This is a genomic window from Gordonia araii NBRC 100433, from assembly GCF_000241265.1.
Classification (GTDB): Bacteria; Actinomycetota; Actinomycetes; order Mycobacteriales; family Mycobacteriaceae; genus Gordonia; species Gordonia araii.
The window spans coordinates 85,892-100,670 of sequence record NZ_BAEE01000050.1 but is presented as its reverse complement, the minus strand read 5'-3'; the positions used below and the strand labels follow the sequence as shown (position 1 = coordinate 100,670).

General features: G+C 68.2%; 12 protein-coding genes. 8 read left to right on the top strand and 4 right to left on the bottom strand.

From position 1 onward, the window contains the following. Positions 1-99 precede the first annotated feature (99 nt). Entirely contained in the window at positions 100-1,458 is a 1,359-nt protein-coding gene (locus GOARA_RS09390) for a flavin monoamine oxidase family protein (protein WP_007322116.1), read from the top strand. Positions 1,459-1,483: 25 nt separating this feature from the next. On the opposite strand, the gene ppk2 is transcribed toward GOARA_RS09390, so the two are convergent. Continuing rightward, entirely contained in the window at positions 1,484-2,467 is a 984-nt protein-coding gene (gene ppk2 / locus GOARA_RS09385) for a polyphosphate kinase 2 (RefSeq protein ID WP_007322115.1), read from the bottom strand. Positions 2,468-2,564: 97 nt separating this feature from the next. Here ppk2 and GOARA_RS09380 point away from each other — a divergent pair, with 97 nt between their 5' ends. Together GOARA_RS09380 and GOARA_RS09375 are read left to right on the top strand one after the other, a co-directional pair. Next, positions 2,565-3,065 carry a PH domain-containing protein gene (locus GOARA_RS09380; protein ID WP_007322114.1) on the top strand — a complete coding sequence of 167 codons (501 nt, stop codon included), beginning with the start codon at positions 2,565-2,567 and terminating at the stop codon, positions 3,063-3,065. After that, positions 3,052-4,551, top strand: a complete 1,500-nt coding sequence (locus GOARA_RS09375; protein WP_007322113.1) for a PH domain-containing protein — start codon at positions 3,052-3,054, stop codon at positions 4,549-4,551. Before GOARA_RS09380 ends, GOARA_RS09375 begins: the two co-directional genes overlap by 14 nt. Positions 4,552-4,575: 24 nt before the next feature. Here the strand turns inward: GOARA_RS09375 and GOARA_RS09370 are convergent, their stop codons facing one another. Next, on the bottom strand, positions 4,576-5,826 hold the full coding sequence (locus GOARA_RS09370; RefSeq protein ID WP_007322112.1) for an MCE family protein: 1,251 nt from the start codon (positions 5,824-5,826) through the stop codon (positions 4,576-4,578). 192 nt (positions 5,827-6,018) lie between these two features. Between GOARA_RS09370 and GOARA_RS09365 the strand changes: the two genes are divergently transcribed. Beyond that, positions 6,019-6,306 (top strand): hypothetical protein, encoded by a 288-nt coding sequence (locus GOARA_RS09365; RefSeq protein ID WP_040522524.1) that lies wholly within the window; start codon positions 6,019-6,021, stop codon positions 6,304-6,306. A gap of 16 nt (positions 6,307-6,322) precedes the next feature. Here the strand turns inward: GOARA_RS09365 and GOARA_RS09360 are convergent, their stop codons facing one another. Beyond that, positions 6,323-9,304, bottom strand: coding sequence for a UPF0182 family protein (locus GOARA_RS09360; protein WP_040522479.1), 2,982 nt, complete (start codon positions 9,302-9,304; stop codon positions 6,323-6,325). Positions 9,305-9,445: 141 nt separating this feature from the next. Here GOARA_RS09360 and GOARA_RS09355 point away from each other — a divergent pair, with 141 nt between their 5' ends. Both GOARA_RS09355 and GOARA_RS09350 read left to right on the top strand, forming a co-directional pair. Beyond that, on the top strand, positions 9,446-10,045 hold the full coding sequence (locus tag GOARA_RS09355) for a PPA1309 family protein (RefSeq protein WP_007322109.1): 600 nt from the start codon (positions 9,446-9,448) through the stop codon (positions 10,043-10,045). Positions 10,046-10,075: 30 nt separating this feature from the next. Then, complete coding sequence (locus tag GOARA_RS09350; RefSeq protein WP_040522475.1) at positions 10,076-11,041, top strand: SGNH/GDSL hydrolase family protein; 966 nt, start codon at positions 10,076-10,078, stop codon at positions 11,039-11,041. 106 nt (positions 11,042-11,147) lie between these two features. On the opposite strand, the gene GOARA_RS09345 is transcribed toward GOARA_RS09350, so the two are convergent. After that, on the bottom strand, positions 11,148-12,254 hold the full coding sequence (locus GOARA_RS09345) for a YlbL family protein (protein WP_245548398.1): 1,107 nt from the start codon (positions 12,252-12,254) through the stop codon (positions 11,148-11,150). Between the two features lie 37 nt (positions 12,255-12,291). Here GOARA_RS09345 and GOARA_RS09340 point away from each other — a divergent pair, with 37 nt between their 5' ends. Both GOARA_RS09340 and GOARA_RS09335 read left to right on the top strand, forming a co-directional pair. Beyond that, on the top strand, positions 12,292-13,734 hold the full coding sequence (locus tag GOARA_RS09340; RefSeq protein WP_007322106.1) for a zinc-dependent metalloprotease: 1,443 nt from the start codon (positions 12,292-12,294) through the stop codon (positions 13,732-13,734). Positions 13,735-13,824: 90 nt separating this feature from the next. Next, positions 13,825-14,760 (top strand): hypothetical protein, encoded by a 936-nt coding sequence (locus GOARA_RS09335; RefSeq protein WP_083834837.1) that lies wholly within the window; start codon positions 13,825-13,827, stop codon positions 14,758-14,760. The last annotated feature ends 19 nt before the right edge of the window (positions 14,761-14,779 follow it).

Genomic DNA, 14,779 nt, shown 5'->3' with positions numbered 1-14,779 from the left:
AGCCGTCCGATCCCACCCACTATCGCACACCCGATCCGCCGTGATCTACATTACATTCGGACGGACGTCCGACTTTGGATGTCATTAAGGGAAGACAACATGACCGAGAACACGATCGACACCGTGGTGGTCGGCGCCGGGCTTGCCGGTCTCGTCGCGGCACGCGAACTCGCGGCCGCCGGCCGCAGCGTCGCGGTCCTCGAAGCCCGCGACCGTGTGGCGGGCCGCAACCTCGGCGGCACCATCGGCGACGGCGTCCCCGTCGAGATGGGCGGCCAGTGGATCGGACCGACGCAAACCGAGATGATCGACTTGGTCGCCGAACTCGGCCTGGAGACATTCGCGACCTACGACGACGGCGAGGCGCTCACCCTCTACAACGGGAAGCTCACCCGATACGGCGACGAAACCTTCGGCCTCACGCTGGAATCGGCCATCGAAGCCGGCAGACTCCAAGGCGAACTCGAAGCCCTCGCCGAGACGGTCTCGCTGGCCTCACCGTGGCAGTCGCCCGCAGCCGCCGAGTTGGACCGGCAGACACTCGACGAATGGCTGCGCGCCCACACCGCCGACGCCGAAGCGCTCGCTTTCTGGGGCGCGGTGGTGCCCGCCGTGTTCTCGGCCGAACCGTCGGAGATGTCACTGCTCCACTTCCTCTTCTACGTCAAATCCGGCGGCATGATCGACATGCTCGTCAGCACGACGGCGGGCGCACAGGAACGCCGGGTGGCCGGGGGAACCCATCAGATCTCCGAAAGGATCGCGGCGGAACTCGGAAGCGACGTCGTCCGCTTGAACTCTCCCGTGCGCACGATCGTCCACGACGGCAACGGCGTGACCGTCCGATACGACGGCGGGGAACTCCGCGCGAAACACGTGATCGTCGCGATCCCGCCGACCTTGGCCGGACGGCTGACCTACGAGCCTGCGATGCCCGCACGGCGCGACGGCCTCACCCAGCAAATGCCGATGGGATCGGTGATCAAAGTCCAGGTCGCCTATCCGACGCCGTTCTGGCGCGCGGAAGGACTCAACGGGTTCGCCTTCAGCCTCGACGACCACTTCAGCGTCACCCTGGACAACACACCGCCGGACGAGTCGCTCGGTGTGCTCGTCGGGTTCTTCGAAGGGGCCCACGCACGCGCCGCCGCCGAAATGAGCCCCGACGATCGGCGGGCGTCGGCGATCGCCACCCTGGTCAAGCTCTACGGTCCCCAAGCCGCCGAGCCGGTCGACTACGTCGAGCAGGACTGGATGGCGCAGGAGTACACGCGCGGATGCTACGGCGGACGGCTGGGCGCCGGCGTGTGGACGCAGTACGGTCGGGCACTGGCCGAGCCCGTGGGCCGGATCCATTGGGCGGGCGCCGAAACCGCCGACGTCTGGAACGGCTACATGGAGGGCGCCGTGCGTTCCGGACGCCGAGCCGCCCGTGAAGTGCTCGCCGAACTCGGATGATCGCCGACGCGGATTCGCGAAGGATTCAGGACGGATCCACGACCGGGAAGGTTCCCGACGGAGACTCCCCCTCGTCGTACACATTCTTGGGCGACCCGATGATCTTCGGATCGGGCTTTCCGACGACCCGGTGGTCCTTGTTCGGATAGTCGAAGCGCGAGAGCACCCAGCGCATCGCCTCGATCCGGGCGCGCTTCTTGTCGTTGGACTTCACCACGGTCCACGGTGCGTGCGGCGTGTCGGTGTAGAAGAACATCGCCTCCTTCGCCTCGGTGTAGGCGTCCCACTTGTCCAGCGATGCCAGGTCGGTCGGCGAGAGCTTCCACTGCTTCACCTTGTCGGTGGACCGCGCGACGAACCGGGAATGCTGTTCGGCGCGACCGACCGAGAACCAGAACTTGATGAGGTGGATGCCCGAATTCACCAGCATCTGCTCGAACTGCGGGGCGGACCGGGTGAACTCCAGGTACTGCTGCGGCGTGCAGTACCCCATCACGCGTTCCACACCGGCGCGGTTGTACCAGGACCGGTCGAACATCACGATCTCGCCGGCGGTCGGCAGATGCTGCACATACCGCTGGAAATACCACTGCGACTGCTCGCGCTCGGTTGGCTTCTCCAGCGCGACGACGCGAGCGCCGCGGGGATTCAGATGCTCTGTGAACCGTTTGATCGAGCCGCCCTTGCCTGCGGCGTCGCGGCCTTCGAAGACGATCACGATCTTCTCGCCGGACTCTTTGACCCAGGCCTGCAGCTTGAGCAACTCGATCTGCAGGCGGCGCTTCTCACGCTCGTAAGTCCGCCTGGTCATCTTCTTGTCGTAGGGATAACCGTGCCGCCACGGCGCGTCGGGGTCGTCGTCACTCGGCGCGTGCGCCGCCGCCCGCTGGAGTTCTTCGATCTCGTCGATCTCGGGGGTGACGTCGATCTGCCCTGGCGCGGCCATCTCGAAGTCCTCGTCGAATGCGTCGGAATGCTGGATACGACCGGCCTGCGGGTCTGTTGCCATAAGGCGAGTGTAGGACGGTCGGAGCGACTCTTCTCGGCGAGCCCGCCTCGTCGGTCCATCGCGGCACAGGAGCCTGCCGACTGCCATAATGAGCCCGATGACCACCGTTGAACACCTGACCCTGCGCGAGCCGGCCAACCGCGTGTCCGACCGCGCCAAAACACTATGGCGGATCCCGCCGCTGATAGTCGGCATTCCCGTCACGCTGGTGGCCGCTGTGGTCGCCCTCGCATCCTCCGAGGTGCGCGCGGGGGCCGCCGCGATCGCCCTGCTCGCCTTGGTCGCGACGGTCTTCTTCGCCGTCGCCGTCCCGGAGTGGCGCTACCGATTCCACCGGTGGGAGGTCACGCCCGGCGCGATCTACACGCAATCCGGGTGGTTCACCCGCACCTCGGTGATCATCCCGGTCGCCCGCATTCAGGTCGTCGACACCGAAGCCGGACCGCTCGAACAGCTCTTGGGTCTGGCCGCGTTGACGGTGACCACCGCGTCGTCGGCGGGAACCGTCCACATCGCCGGGCTCGACGCCGACATCGCCAAGCAGGTCGCCGCCCACCTCACCGTCGCAACCCAGGCACACCCCGGTGACGCAACCTAACCCGGCCGCCGTACCGCGCGCGGATCAGCCCGACGAGTGGCATCACCTGTCGCCCTGGATGATGGCGGTCCGCCCCATCCAGCAACTGCCGCAACTGGTTCCCGTGATCATCGCGATCGCTTTCGCGGGCCGCGCCGCGCCGCTGATCGCGTTCTTCCTCTCGGCGGTCGCGCTCGGACTCATCTCCGTCGTGCCGTGGCTGACCACCCGGTATCAGGTAACCGGTGAGCACGTCCGGCTGCGCACCGGGCTGGTGAACAAGAAGGTCGCCACCGCGCGGCGCGACCGCATTCGCAGCGTCGACCTCACCGCGTCGGCGCCGCACCGCATCCTCGGCCTCAAGAAGGTGGTGATCGGTACCGGCACCGACGACGGCAACGTCGAGCTGGACTGCGTCGGTGCGCCCTACGGCGAAGCGCTCCAGGCCTATCTGATGCCGACGGGGCCGTCGGCATACCCAACGCCGGCGGGCGTCGCGACGCCCGCCGAGCCCGCGACGGTCCTCGCACGATTCCGGCCCGACTGGCTGCGCTACGCGCCGTTCTCCCTCGGTGGCCTCGCCGCCGCCGCGGCCGGCGTCGGCTTCGCCGCTCAGTTCGCCGGCGAGGCAGGGCTGTTCGACCGGGCTCGCAGCACCGGCAGCGCCGCGGTCGACTGGATCTCACGGATTCCGGTCCCGCTCGTCGTCCTGGGTGTCCTCGCCGTCGTCTGCGCGGCCGGGGCGCTGCTCTCGCTGACCAGCTATCTGCTCGGATACTGGAACTTCACCCTCGCCCGCTATCCCGACGCGACGCTGCGCGTCTCACGCGGACTGATCACTACCACGTCGACCAGCCTCGACGAGAACCGCGTGCGCGGCGTACATCTGCACGAGCCGGTGCTGATGCGCCTCGTGCGCGGCGCCCGCCTCTTCGCCATCGCGACGGGATCGAGCAAGCACCCGCTGCTGTTGCCGCCCGCCCCGCGCGTCGACGCGGTCGGCGTCGCCGGGGCAGTCGCCGACGCGTCGGCCGAACTCGCACTGCCGCTGGACGAACACGGCCCTGCGGCACGACGACGCCGCTGGTTCCGCGCTGCGGTGACGGCGCTGGTCATCGTCGCGATCGTGGCCACCGCCTGGTTCCTCGGTCGGTTGCCGGCACCCGTAGCGGTGCTGATCGGCATCGTCGGCGCGGTTCCGGCCCTCCTCGCCGCGCCCGTCCGCTACCGCCATCTGGGCACCCGGGTCACCGACCGGCTCGTCATCGTATCCTCGCCGACGCTGGCCCGCCACCGCTTCGTCGTCGAGCGCGACGGCATCGTCGGCTGGTCGCGGTCGTCGTCGATCTTCCAGCGACGCCAAGGGATCGCGACGCTGATCTTGGCCACCGCCGCGGGTACCGAGGCCTACGCGATGGTCGATCTTCGCGACGGCGATGCCGCGGGTGTCATGGTCCAGGCCACGCCCGAGCTGGTGCGCCCGTTCCTCGTGGCCGCCGACGACTGACGCCCACCGCCGGGGGCTCGCCCGCTATCGGGTGTGGACGCCGAGCAGCCACGCCAGCTGGGTCGCCAGCGGGTTCAGATCCAGACGGTCGGGGTCCTTCTTCGGCTTGTTGTCCCACGGCTGCGGCACACGCGGATTCGACAACCCGGCCCGCGCCGCGCCGCGCACGCTCGTCGGCGAACCCTGCGGCACGGTGCACCGCGCGTTCAGATTCAACGGGAAGTCGTCGTAGTTGATGTCGAACTTCGGATTGCGCCGCTTGATCTCGTCGATCATCTGTTGCGTCGACTCGTAGCCCGACGTGCACGCCGCCGGATTGTTGGTCTCCAGCACCACACCGAAATGGATCTGCCCGTCACCGTGCGCCGGGCTGTGCGATCCGGCCGACAGCTGCGAGAGCATGGCGAACAGCGCGTTGGCCGACCAGCCGGTCGGCGCGATCGCGGTGCGCGTCACCGAGCCCAAGTCCTTGAGCAGCGCGGTGATGTCGCCGCCCTGCTCCTGCAGCAGATTCGACAACGCCGACGCCGACGTCTGGCCCGTCGTCAGCAGCCGTCGCAGATCCGGGTCCGCGCCGGCCAGCGTGGCCGTGATCAGATCCAGATTCTTCGACCACGCCAGGATGGCGTCCGACTGCTCGGCCTGCGTCGACAACACCTTGTTCGAGTGCTGCAGCAGCGCGATCGTGTCGCCCAGCGAGTCGTAGCCGGCCTTGGACAACGTGTTCAGCGAGGTGACCAGCCGGGTCAGATTCTCACCCTGACCGTTGAACGCTTTGCCCAACTCCTCGACGATCGTCCGCAAGTCGTCCACCGGCACCGACTCGGCGAAGTCGAGCGCGGAATCGACCACGTCTTCGAGTGGCGCGGGCAGGGAGTACTCGGTGATTCGCGCCCCGGATTCGAGGAAGGGGGCACCGGTCGACGTCGGACGCAGGTCGACGAACTGTTCGCCGATGGCCGACCGGTTGGCGACCACGGCGACGGCAGACGCCGGAACCCGCGGCTTGTCCTTGTCCAACTGCAGCGTCACGTCGACCCCCGACCGGGTCAGTTGGAGCCCGGCGACCCTGCCGACCGGCACGCCCTGGTAGGTGACCTCGGCGTTGGTGAAGATGCCGCCCGACGCGGGCAGCGCCGCGGTGACCTCGTACACGCCGGCACCGAAAAGACGGTCGACGTGGACGACCTTGAAGGCGCCGACGATCAGGGCGACGATTCCGATGATCGCGGTCGCGGCGATCTTGATGATCTCGGCCCGACTGAGGGGTGGCATGGGCTGCTGCGACCTCTTCGATTCATACAAGCGTGACGCCGCGCGGGCAACGCTCGGCATGACGACACTACGACTCGGACAGGGCGCCGAACCACCTTTCTGGAGGCAGCACACAACGGCGATCCAACTGTGGGCTACGTCACATCTGGGTAGAATCGGGAGTGCCCGATTGGTCTAGCAAGGAGGTCCATGATGGCCACCACCCACGTGGTGCACCGCCACGAGTCCCACGGCAACCACCCGATGAGTATCGTCGCGTTCTGCGCAACGCTGGCTGGCATCGGCTGCGCCGGCGTCTGGCTAGTCGCGCTGGCGTCCGGCCACGAGGCGTCGATGGCCCTCGGCGTCGCGGCGCTGGTGCTGTTCATCGGTGCCATCACCGCGTTCCGGATGGTGGCGACGCATTCCAGCCACGGCCCCATCCAGCCGGAGAACACCGAGATCGAGGCGCGCCGCTACCTCGACGAGTACCGCGGGTAAGGCCTCGGCTGCTCCGTCAGCTCTTCGGTAGCGACTGGTACCGATCGACCGCCTTCTTCAGCCGGTCGAGTGCCTCGCCGTAGGCCTTGAAGTCACCGGACTGCTGAGCGCTGCGCACCTGTTCGAGCGCGGTGTTCAGTTCGGCCACCGCCGAGTCCCGCTGTGCGTTCGGCGACGGCGGAGGCACGTTGCCCGCCGCTTGCTGTGGCTCGCTCGGCGGGGCCCCCGGAGCACCGTGCTCCGGTGGTGTGACCGCGGCCGGATCGATGCCCACCTGCCGCAAGGCACCCGCCAATGTCGGTGCGAACGCGACCTTGTCGTTGTAGGAGACCATCACGCGGTACAGCTTCGGAACCGCCGAGTCGGCGTTCTTCGACTGCGTGTAGAGCGGCTCGACGTAGAGCACTCCGTTCTTGCCCACCGGCAGGGTCAGCAGGTTCCCGAACGTCGTGTCCACGGTGCCTTCCAGCAGCTTGCGCTCGTTCGCCGTGGCGTTCTTCATCCGGTCCTGGGCCTGTCGCGGACCGATGTACTGCTTATTCACCGGAAGCATCTTGACCGTCAGCTGGCCATACGTGTCCGGATCCGACGACGCCGTGACATAGGCGGCGAGATACGGGTTGTTCAGCACGGTCAGCACCGTCGTGAGCTGGAACTGCGACTTGCGCTCGTCACCGGGCGCCGCCGCGGTGAAGTAGTACGGCGCCTGCACCTCGGGCTGCGGGGGCGCCTGACGCGGCCCCGGGACGTTCGCGTTGGTGTTGGCATTCGTCGGCGTGGCCGCGGCCTGGTCGGCCGTCGGGTCGGCCGGGATCGACCAGAAGTCGCTGCCCCGGAAAAACTCGGTCGAATCGTCGACGTGGTACTTGGCCAGCAGCGAGCGCTGGATCTTGAACAGGTCCTCCGGGTAGCGGACGTGCTGACGCAGGTCCTCGCGCTTCTCGAACTCCGCGCGCGGCTTCACCGTGCCGGGGAAGACCTTCATCCACGTCTTGAGGACCGGATCGGTCTCGTCGGACTGGAACAGTTCGACCTTGCCGGTGTAGGCGTCGACGGTGGCTTTCACCGAGTTGCGGACGTAGGACACCTCGCGGTCGACCTGCACGCGCGCGGTCTGGCCCGCGGTCAGCGTCCGCACATCGGTGGTCGCGTTCTGCAGCGACGTCGGCTGAGCGTAGGGGTAGCGGTCCAGCGTGGTGTAGCCGTCGACGATCCACTTGATGGATCCGTCGGCCATCACCGCCGGGTACGTCTTGGAATCGACGGTGAGCCACGGCGCGACGCTCTTCACGCGGTCGCGGGGGTCGCGGTTGTAGAGGATTTTCGAGTTGTCGTTGATCACCGACGACAGCAGGATGTTGCGCTCGGCGTACTTGACCGCGTACAGCATCCGGCTGAACCAGTTGCCGAGGGAAACCCCGGAACCACCGGTGTAGGTGTAGTTCTTGCCCTCTTCGTCGTATTCCTTGTCGGCACCGTCGGTGCCGACGATGGCGTAGTCGGGCCGCTGCTTGGCGATGAGTTCACCGAAGTAGATACGTGGCTGGCGCACCTTGATCGGCGCGTTCGCGGCGTAGTCGGGTGACTTGATCGTCTCCAGGTCGCTGACCTGGTAGACGGGCAGACCGCCGCTGTCGCTGTCCGCGGTCGAGGCGGCCGAGTCCACCGTGTTGGCCTGCGCCGCGATGAAGCCGTTGCCGTGGGTGAACACGGTGTGCTTGTTGATCCAGTCGCGCTGGTTCGCCGAGAGACGGGCCGGGTCGAGCTCGCGGGCCGCGACGATGAAGTCGCGCATCTGGCCGTCGACCTTGTACCGGTCGATCGCCAGCTGGTTCGGGAAGCCGTAGAAGTTCCTCAGCCGGTTGCGCTGGGCGAAGGCCGGCTCGACGACGTTGGGGTCGAGGAGGCGGATGTTCGACAGCGTGGCCGCGTCGGCGTTGACCGTTGCCGCGTCGGGCGGCGCGGAGGTCCAATTGGGCTCGTAGGTCACGTTCGCCTTGTCGATGGCGTAGGCGTGCCTGGTCGCGTCGATGTTGCGCGAGATGTACTCGGATTCCTTCTGCATCGCGTTGGGCTTGACCGAGAACTGCTCCATCACCGCCGGCCAGCCCATGCCGATCAGCAGCGACGACAGCACCATGAGCGCCGTCGCCAACGCCGGGATCCGCAGGTCGCGCAGCACCGCGCCGGCGAAGAAGGCGACCGCGCAGATGACGGCGATGGCCAGCAGGATCAGCTTCGACGGCAGCACGGCGTTGATATCGGTGTAGCCGGCGCCGGTGAAGATCTCCGCGCGCCGATCACTGGAGAGCAGGGTGTAGCGGTCGAGCCAGTAGCCGACGGCCTTGAGCAGGAGGAACGACCCGGCGATGATCGCGAGCTGGATCCGTGCCGCCGAGGTCAGCCCGCCGGGGATCCCGTTGCCGCCGAGCCGGATGCCGCCGAAGACGTAGTGCGTCACCAGGCTGGCGATGAACGCGATGATCGTCGCCATGATCAGGATGGACAGCACCATCCGGTAGAAGCCGAGGTCGAAGGCGTAGAAGCCGATGTCGAGTCCGAACTGCGGATCCTTGACACCGAAGTTCTCGCCGTGCAGGAACATCTGCACGGTCGACCACGACGCCTGGGCCACTAGGCCGGCGATCAACCCGAAAGCCAACGCCGGGGCGAGGGCGAACAGGCGCGGTCGGGCGACCACGGCCGAGCGGTAGTTGGCCAACGGATCGGCCGGCCCGAGCGAGGAGACGACGATCGGCCGGCTGCGGTAGGCCGCGTAGACGGCCGCCGCGATGATCGCGGTGACGACGAGCGTCACCACCAGGAAGACCGCGATACGGGTCCAGAAGATCGTCGCGTACGTCGAGCGGTAGCCCAGATCGCTGAACCACAGCCAGTCGGTGGTGATGCCGACCAGGCGGGGGCCGACGAGCAGGAGGGCCAGTACGGCGACACCGACGCCGATCAGCACTCGTCCGCGCCGGGTCAACGTCGGCATTGTTGGGCTAGTCACGTATCGCTCTTTTCCACTCCGGTCGTTCGCTGCCGCGGCTTCGGCGGCGCGCATATGTCCGATTTCTCTCCCACTGTATCTACGTCCGGCGCAACCGGACAGTTCCCGGTGGGTGATGATGGAGCGGTGACCGATGACGACCTGTCCCCCGACGCGCTCGGCTGCGCCCTGCGTGACGTCACCGAGTTCGTCGACGCCGCCGGCTGGGACCAACCGCCGATGCTGTTCGCCCTCGTGCCGACGGCGGCCCTCGCCCAGACCGACCCCGACCTCGTCGACGAGCAGGACGACTCCGAACTCTCCCCGATCGCCCAAGAACAGCTCCCCCTCTCCGATGATCCCGACACGGTCGCCGAGGAGCTCGAGCATCTCCTCGCCACCACCTCATGGCCTGACGTGGTGGCCGGCTGCGCGCTGGCCCAAGAGATCATCGTGCTGCCGCCGCAGGCCGAGTCCGACCTCGACGAGGCGTTCGTACCGCTGCTGGCCGACCCCGAGGCCGCCGATGCCGCGGCCAGAGCGACCGCGCGCGAGCACCCGCAGCAGCAGCGAGCACGTCTGATCGCCGGCGCGCTGCGCGACGGACAGCGGCTGGCGCTCCTTCAGATGCGCGACGACACCGCCGAGGAGCGCGGCGATCGCCTCGAACTCCTGTCCCACCCGGACCTGGCACCCGGTCTCCTCGACGCTCTCGCCGCGACACTCGACGCCGAACACGATTTCTGACCGGCCCCGGATTCTGCTAGACCTATACGGGTGAAAACCCGCACTACGCTCGCCCGTTTCGTAGTCCCCGCGGTGGTCGCGACCGTGCTTGTGACCACGGAGGGACCCGCCTTCGCGGACCCGCCGGCTCCCGCGGCCCCCTCCCCTGCCGCACCGGCCAAGCCGAACCTGCCGCAGGGCGCCCCGTACACGCACGGGGTGTACGTGGCGATGGGCGATTCGCGGGCCGCCGGCGGTTCGGCGACGCTGACTAGCGACTACCAGCTCAACCCGTGCCGGCGCTCGGGAGACAACTACCCGTCGATGGTGCGCGACCGGATCAAGCCGCGCACCTACCTCGACATTTCCTGCATCGGGGCCAAGAGCGCCAACCTGCGCCACCACCCCCAGGTGATGGGCCTGCGCAAGACCAACGACCCGCTCGGCTCGGCGTCGGGCTCGATGACCGGATCGCTGGCATTCCCCATCCCCGCCCAGCTCCCCCAGGTCCCGCGCAACGCGCAGGTGATCACGGTGAGCACCGGCGGCAACGATCTCGACTGGGCCGAGATACTGAAGAAGTGCAACATCCGTTCGCGCGCGAACTGCAGCAAGAACCCGCGGATCAAGGCCCGCGCCCGCCGCGGCCTGCACCGCCTGACGGTCCAGTCGACCACTTCGCTGCGCGCCATTCGCGGCCGCGCTCCGCGGGCGCAGATCTTCACCGTCGGCTTGGGTGGCTTCATCGGCAAGCGGGGCTGCCGTCAGGTACAGCTCAGCAGGGCCGACGCGGTCTGGTTCAACAACCTGTTCGCCGAGGCCAACAAGCGTCTGCGCGCGGCCACCGAGGGGGTCGGCGGCAAACTGATCGACGTCACCGACCGCGGCCACGACGCCTGCTCGGGCCGGCCGTGGTTCTACGGCCGCACCGCTCCGGCCGGGAACATGGCCTTTCACCTGAACACGGTCGGCCGCGCGGTCGTCGCCGACCGCATCGCGCGATCGGTGCGCCGCTGATTCGCCGCCCCTAGCCGCCGAGTGGGCACCTCACCCCCGCCGAGTGGGCACCTCACCCACGCCGAGTGGGCACCTCACCTTCGCCCAGTGGGCAAGTAGGCAGCTACTACTTGGCGCAGCTCGGCGCCGGCTTGCCCACGGTGGTGGCGTTGAGCGCCGAGATGGCACCGGCCAGGCTCTCTACCTTGACCAGGGTCAAGCCGTCGGGCACGTCAGTCAACGCCTCGCGGCAGTTGCCGGCGGGGACCAGGAACACTGTGGCGCCCTCCTCGCGGGCCGCCTCCATCTTGTGCGTGATGCCGCCGATCGGGCCGACCTTGCCCTCGTCGCTGATGGTGCCCGTGCCGGCGATGAACTTGCCGCCGGTCAGACTGCCCGGAGTGAGCCGGTCGACGATGGCCAGCGAGAGCATCAGCCCCGCCGACGGCCCGCCGATGTCGCCGACGTTCATGTTGATCTTCAGCGCCGGATCGGCGTTGACCACGGCGGGCGTCACCCCGAGGTAGGTCATCGAGACGTCGTTGCCCGACCCGTCCTTGCCGTCGACCTTGCCCAGCGTCACCGGTACGCGTTGCGGTTGGCCGTTGCGCACGATGTCGATGTCGGCCACGTCACCCGGCTTGTGTTTGCGCACGGCCGCCTGCATCTGTTCGACCGTCGCCACCGGCGTCCCGGCCACCGCGCGCACCTCGTCGTCGACCCGCAGCGCACCCGCCGCGGGCGCGTTCTTGCCGACCCCGGCTATGACCAGTTTCGTCGGCCGGTTGATCTGACGCAGCGCCGCGGCCTGGGCGGTCAGCTCCGAACCCGTCATCTGGGCCGCGTTCTGCTTGCGGACCTGGTCGGTGGACTGACCGGGCGGGTACTGGGATTCACGCGGAGCGAGCGCGTACCGGCGGGAGGCCCACATGCTCAACGCATCGAACAGGGACAGACCGTCGGTGACCGAAACGGTCGTCAGATTCAGGTGGCCATCGGTCCGGTCGGTCGGCACACCCGTGATGTCGACGACTGGAACGGACTTCAGCTTCTCCTTGCCGTCGGGCCCCTTGCCGTCGGCGATCTTCACCGTGTCCAAGGTGTTCACGGTGGGGCCGGGGCCGAACGCGACGTACGGGGCCTGCACGGTGAGCCCGAGGTAGACGAACAGGGCCAGCAGCACCGCGCTCACCGCGAGCGTCAAAATTCGCCGATAGCTAACAGAAGCATTCACCCGGGCCAGGGTAGTCGGTCGTCGGTACGGTGGAATCATGAGCGATCTCCCGTTCGGGTTCTCCGGCAACGACCGCGACGACGACAAGGACAAAGACAAGTCCGACGGCGCCGGCGCGAGCGGTGCGTTCAACTTCGATCCCGCGCAGTTCGACCCGTCGCAGTTCGCTGCGCTGGGCGGGAACTTCGACCCCAGCCAACTGAGCCCGGAAATGATGGGCCAGCTGTTCTCCCAGCTCGGCAGCATGTTCAGCGCCATGGGCGCCGGCGGCGCCAGCGCAGGCGGCAGCGGATCGCCGGTCAACTACGAGCTCGCGAAATCGGTCGCGCGGCAGGAGATCGGCGACTTCACGCCGGTGCTGGACAGGGAGACGTCAGCCGTCGCCGATGCGGTGCACCTGACGGAGTTGTGGCTCGACGAGGTCAGCGCCCTGCCCAGCGGGGTGACACAGTCGGTGGCCTGGACGCCGGTGCAGTGGCTGGAGGAGTCCCTGCCGACGTGGACGACGTTGTGCGATCCGCTGGCCCGCCAGCTGTCGCAGGCATGGGCTCAAGGCATGCCGGAGGAGGCGGCGGCGCTCGCCGGACCGATGATGGGCATCATGAACCAGCTGTCCGGCTCGGTCTTCGGAACGCAGCTCGGCCAAGGTCTCGGCAAACTCGCGACCGAGGTGCTTTCCGGCACCGACATCGGGCTGCCCCTCGCCCCCTCGGGCACCGCGGTGCTGATGCCCGAGGCGATCGCCGCGTTCGCCGACGGGCTCGACCTGCCGGCCCAGGAGATCATCGTGTACCTCGCCGCGCGCGAAGCGGCGCACGTCCGCCTCTTCACCCACGTCCCGTGGCTGCGCCAGCGCCTGCTGGCCGCGGTGGAGCAGTTCGCGGCGGGCATCACCGTCGATGTCAGCGGGATCGCCGACCTCGGTGAGAACATCAGCCCAGAAGAGCTCATGGCGAACCCGGGAAAGCTCGAGGAAATCCTCGGCTCGGCGGCGTCTTTCGAACCGACCACGACGCCCGAGCAGCAGGCCGCGCTGGACCGCATCGAGACGCTCCTCGCACTCATCGAGGGCTGGGTCGAGCATGTCGTGACCCGCGGCTTGGGTGACCGGATCCCGGCGACGGCGGCGTTGACCGAAACCATGCGCAGGCGCCGTGCGTCGGGCGGGCCGGCAGAGCAGACTTTCGCCACGCTCGTCGGCCTTGAGCTGCGGCCGCGCCGCGTCCGGGAGGCCACCGCGCTGTGGGACCGCCTGCTCGAAGCCACCGACGTCACCACCCGCGATCACGTCTGGGATCACCCCGATCTGCTCCCCGACGGCTCCGATCTGGATTCCCCCGCCGCCTTCATCGACCAGATTCTCACCCGCGACGACTCCGACCCGCTCGCGGCGCTGGAGAAGACGATCGCCGACGAGCAATCCTCCGACGACGGTCCGGACGCGGAATCCGGCGGAAAACCCGACGATTCTGATCGGTAGGCGATAAGCCCAGTTCAACGGCATGATCTGGCTGTGGATAACCCTGCCGCACGAGGGCGGTGAGACGGATCGCCAAGGCACACTCGTCCCATGGTCGCACCGGCAATCGAGCCCTCATCGAACTCTGCACCCAGCGTCAGAGTGCCGATGCTGCGCCGGGGAACGGCCATCCTGGTGCGCGGTCCGCACCAGGTACAACTCGGCTGCGATCCTGAGCGCAGCATCCTCGTCGATTTGCCGCCTACCGTCGACGCCCGCGCCGTCACGAGTCTCCTGCAATCGCTCGGTCAGCCGTCGGGCGCCAGGCACATCGCCGCACGCCTGAGCGAAATCGGGCTCAGCACAACCGATTTCGACGAGATCGTGCGGCACCTGCGCGAGATCGGAGCGGTCTTCACCGGCACGAGCCCGTCGTTGCGGGTGTGTCTGCACGGCACCGGCCCCCTGCGCAGCGGCCTCGGCGAGGCGTTGTCGGACGCCGGCTACCCGCTGGCCCGCAGCAGCGTCCGCCGTGCCCGGCCGTGGCATGCCACCACGCGGCGGCCGACGTTGGTCGTGCTGACCGACTACACCCATCACGATCCGCTCGTCCTCGGCGACCTGATGCGCAATCGCATCCCGCACCTCCCGGTTCTGCTGCGCGACGGCGTCGGCGTCGTCGGGCCGCTGGTCTTGCCCGGTCGGACTAGTTGCCTGCGGTGCGCCGACCACCACCGGGCGGCGCTCGACCCCGAGTGGCCGCTGCTGAGCGCCCAGTTGGTCAACCGGTCCGGCTACGCCAGCGAGGCGATCACTCGGCTCACCGTCGGCGCCGCGCTGGAGCAGATCGACCAGATCACCTCCGGACTCGCCCGGCGGACCCATGGTGCCGAGTCCGCCGACGGCTCGGTCGCCACGGTGGCGCCGCCGGATCTGCTGTCGGCGACCGTCGAGATCCATGCGGGCCCGCTGCGGCTGCGCCGGAAATCGTGGCCGGCCCATCCCCGCTGCTTCTGCGGTGCGGTTTGGCGCGATACCCGCCGTTGAGGCGGTCGACTATCCTTCA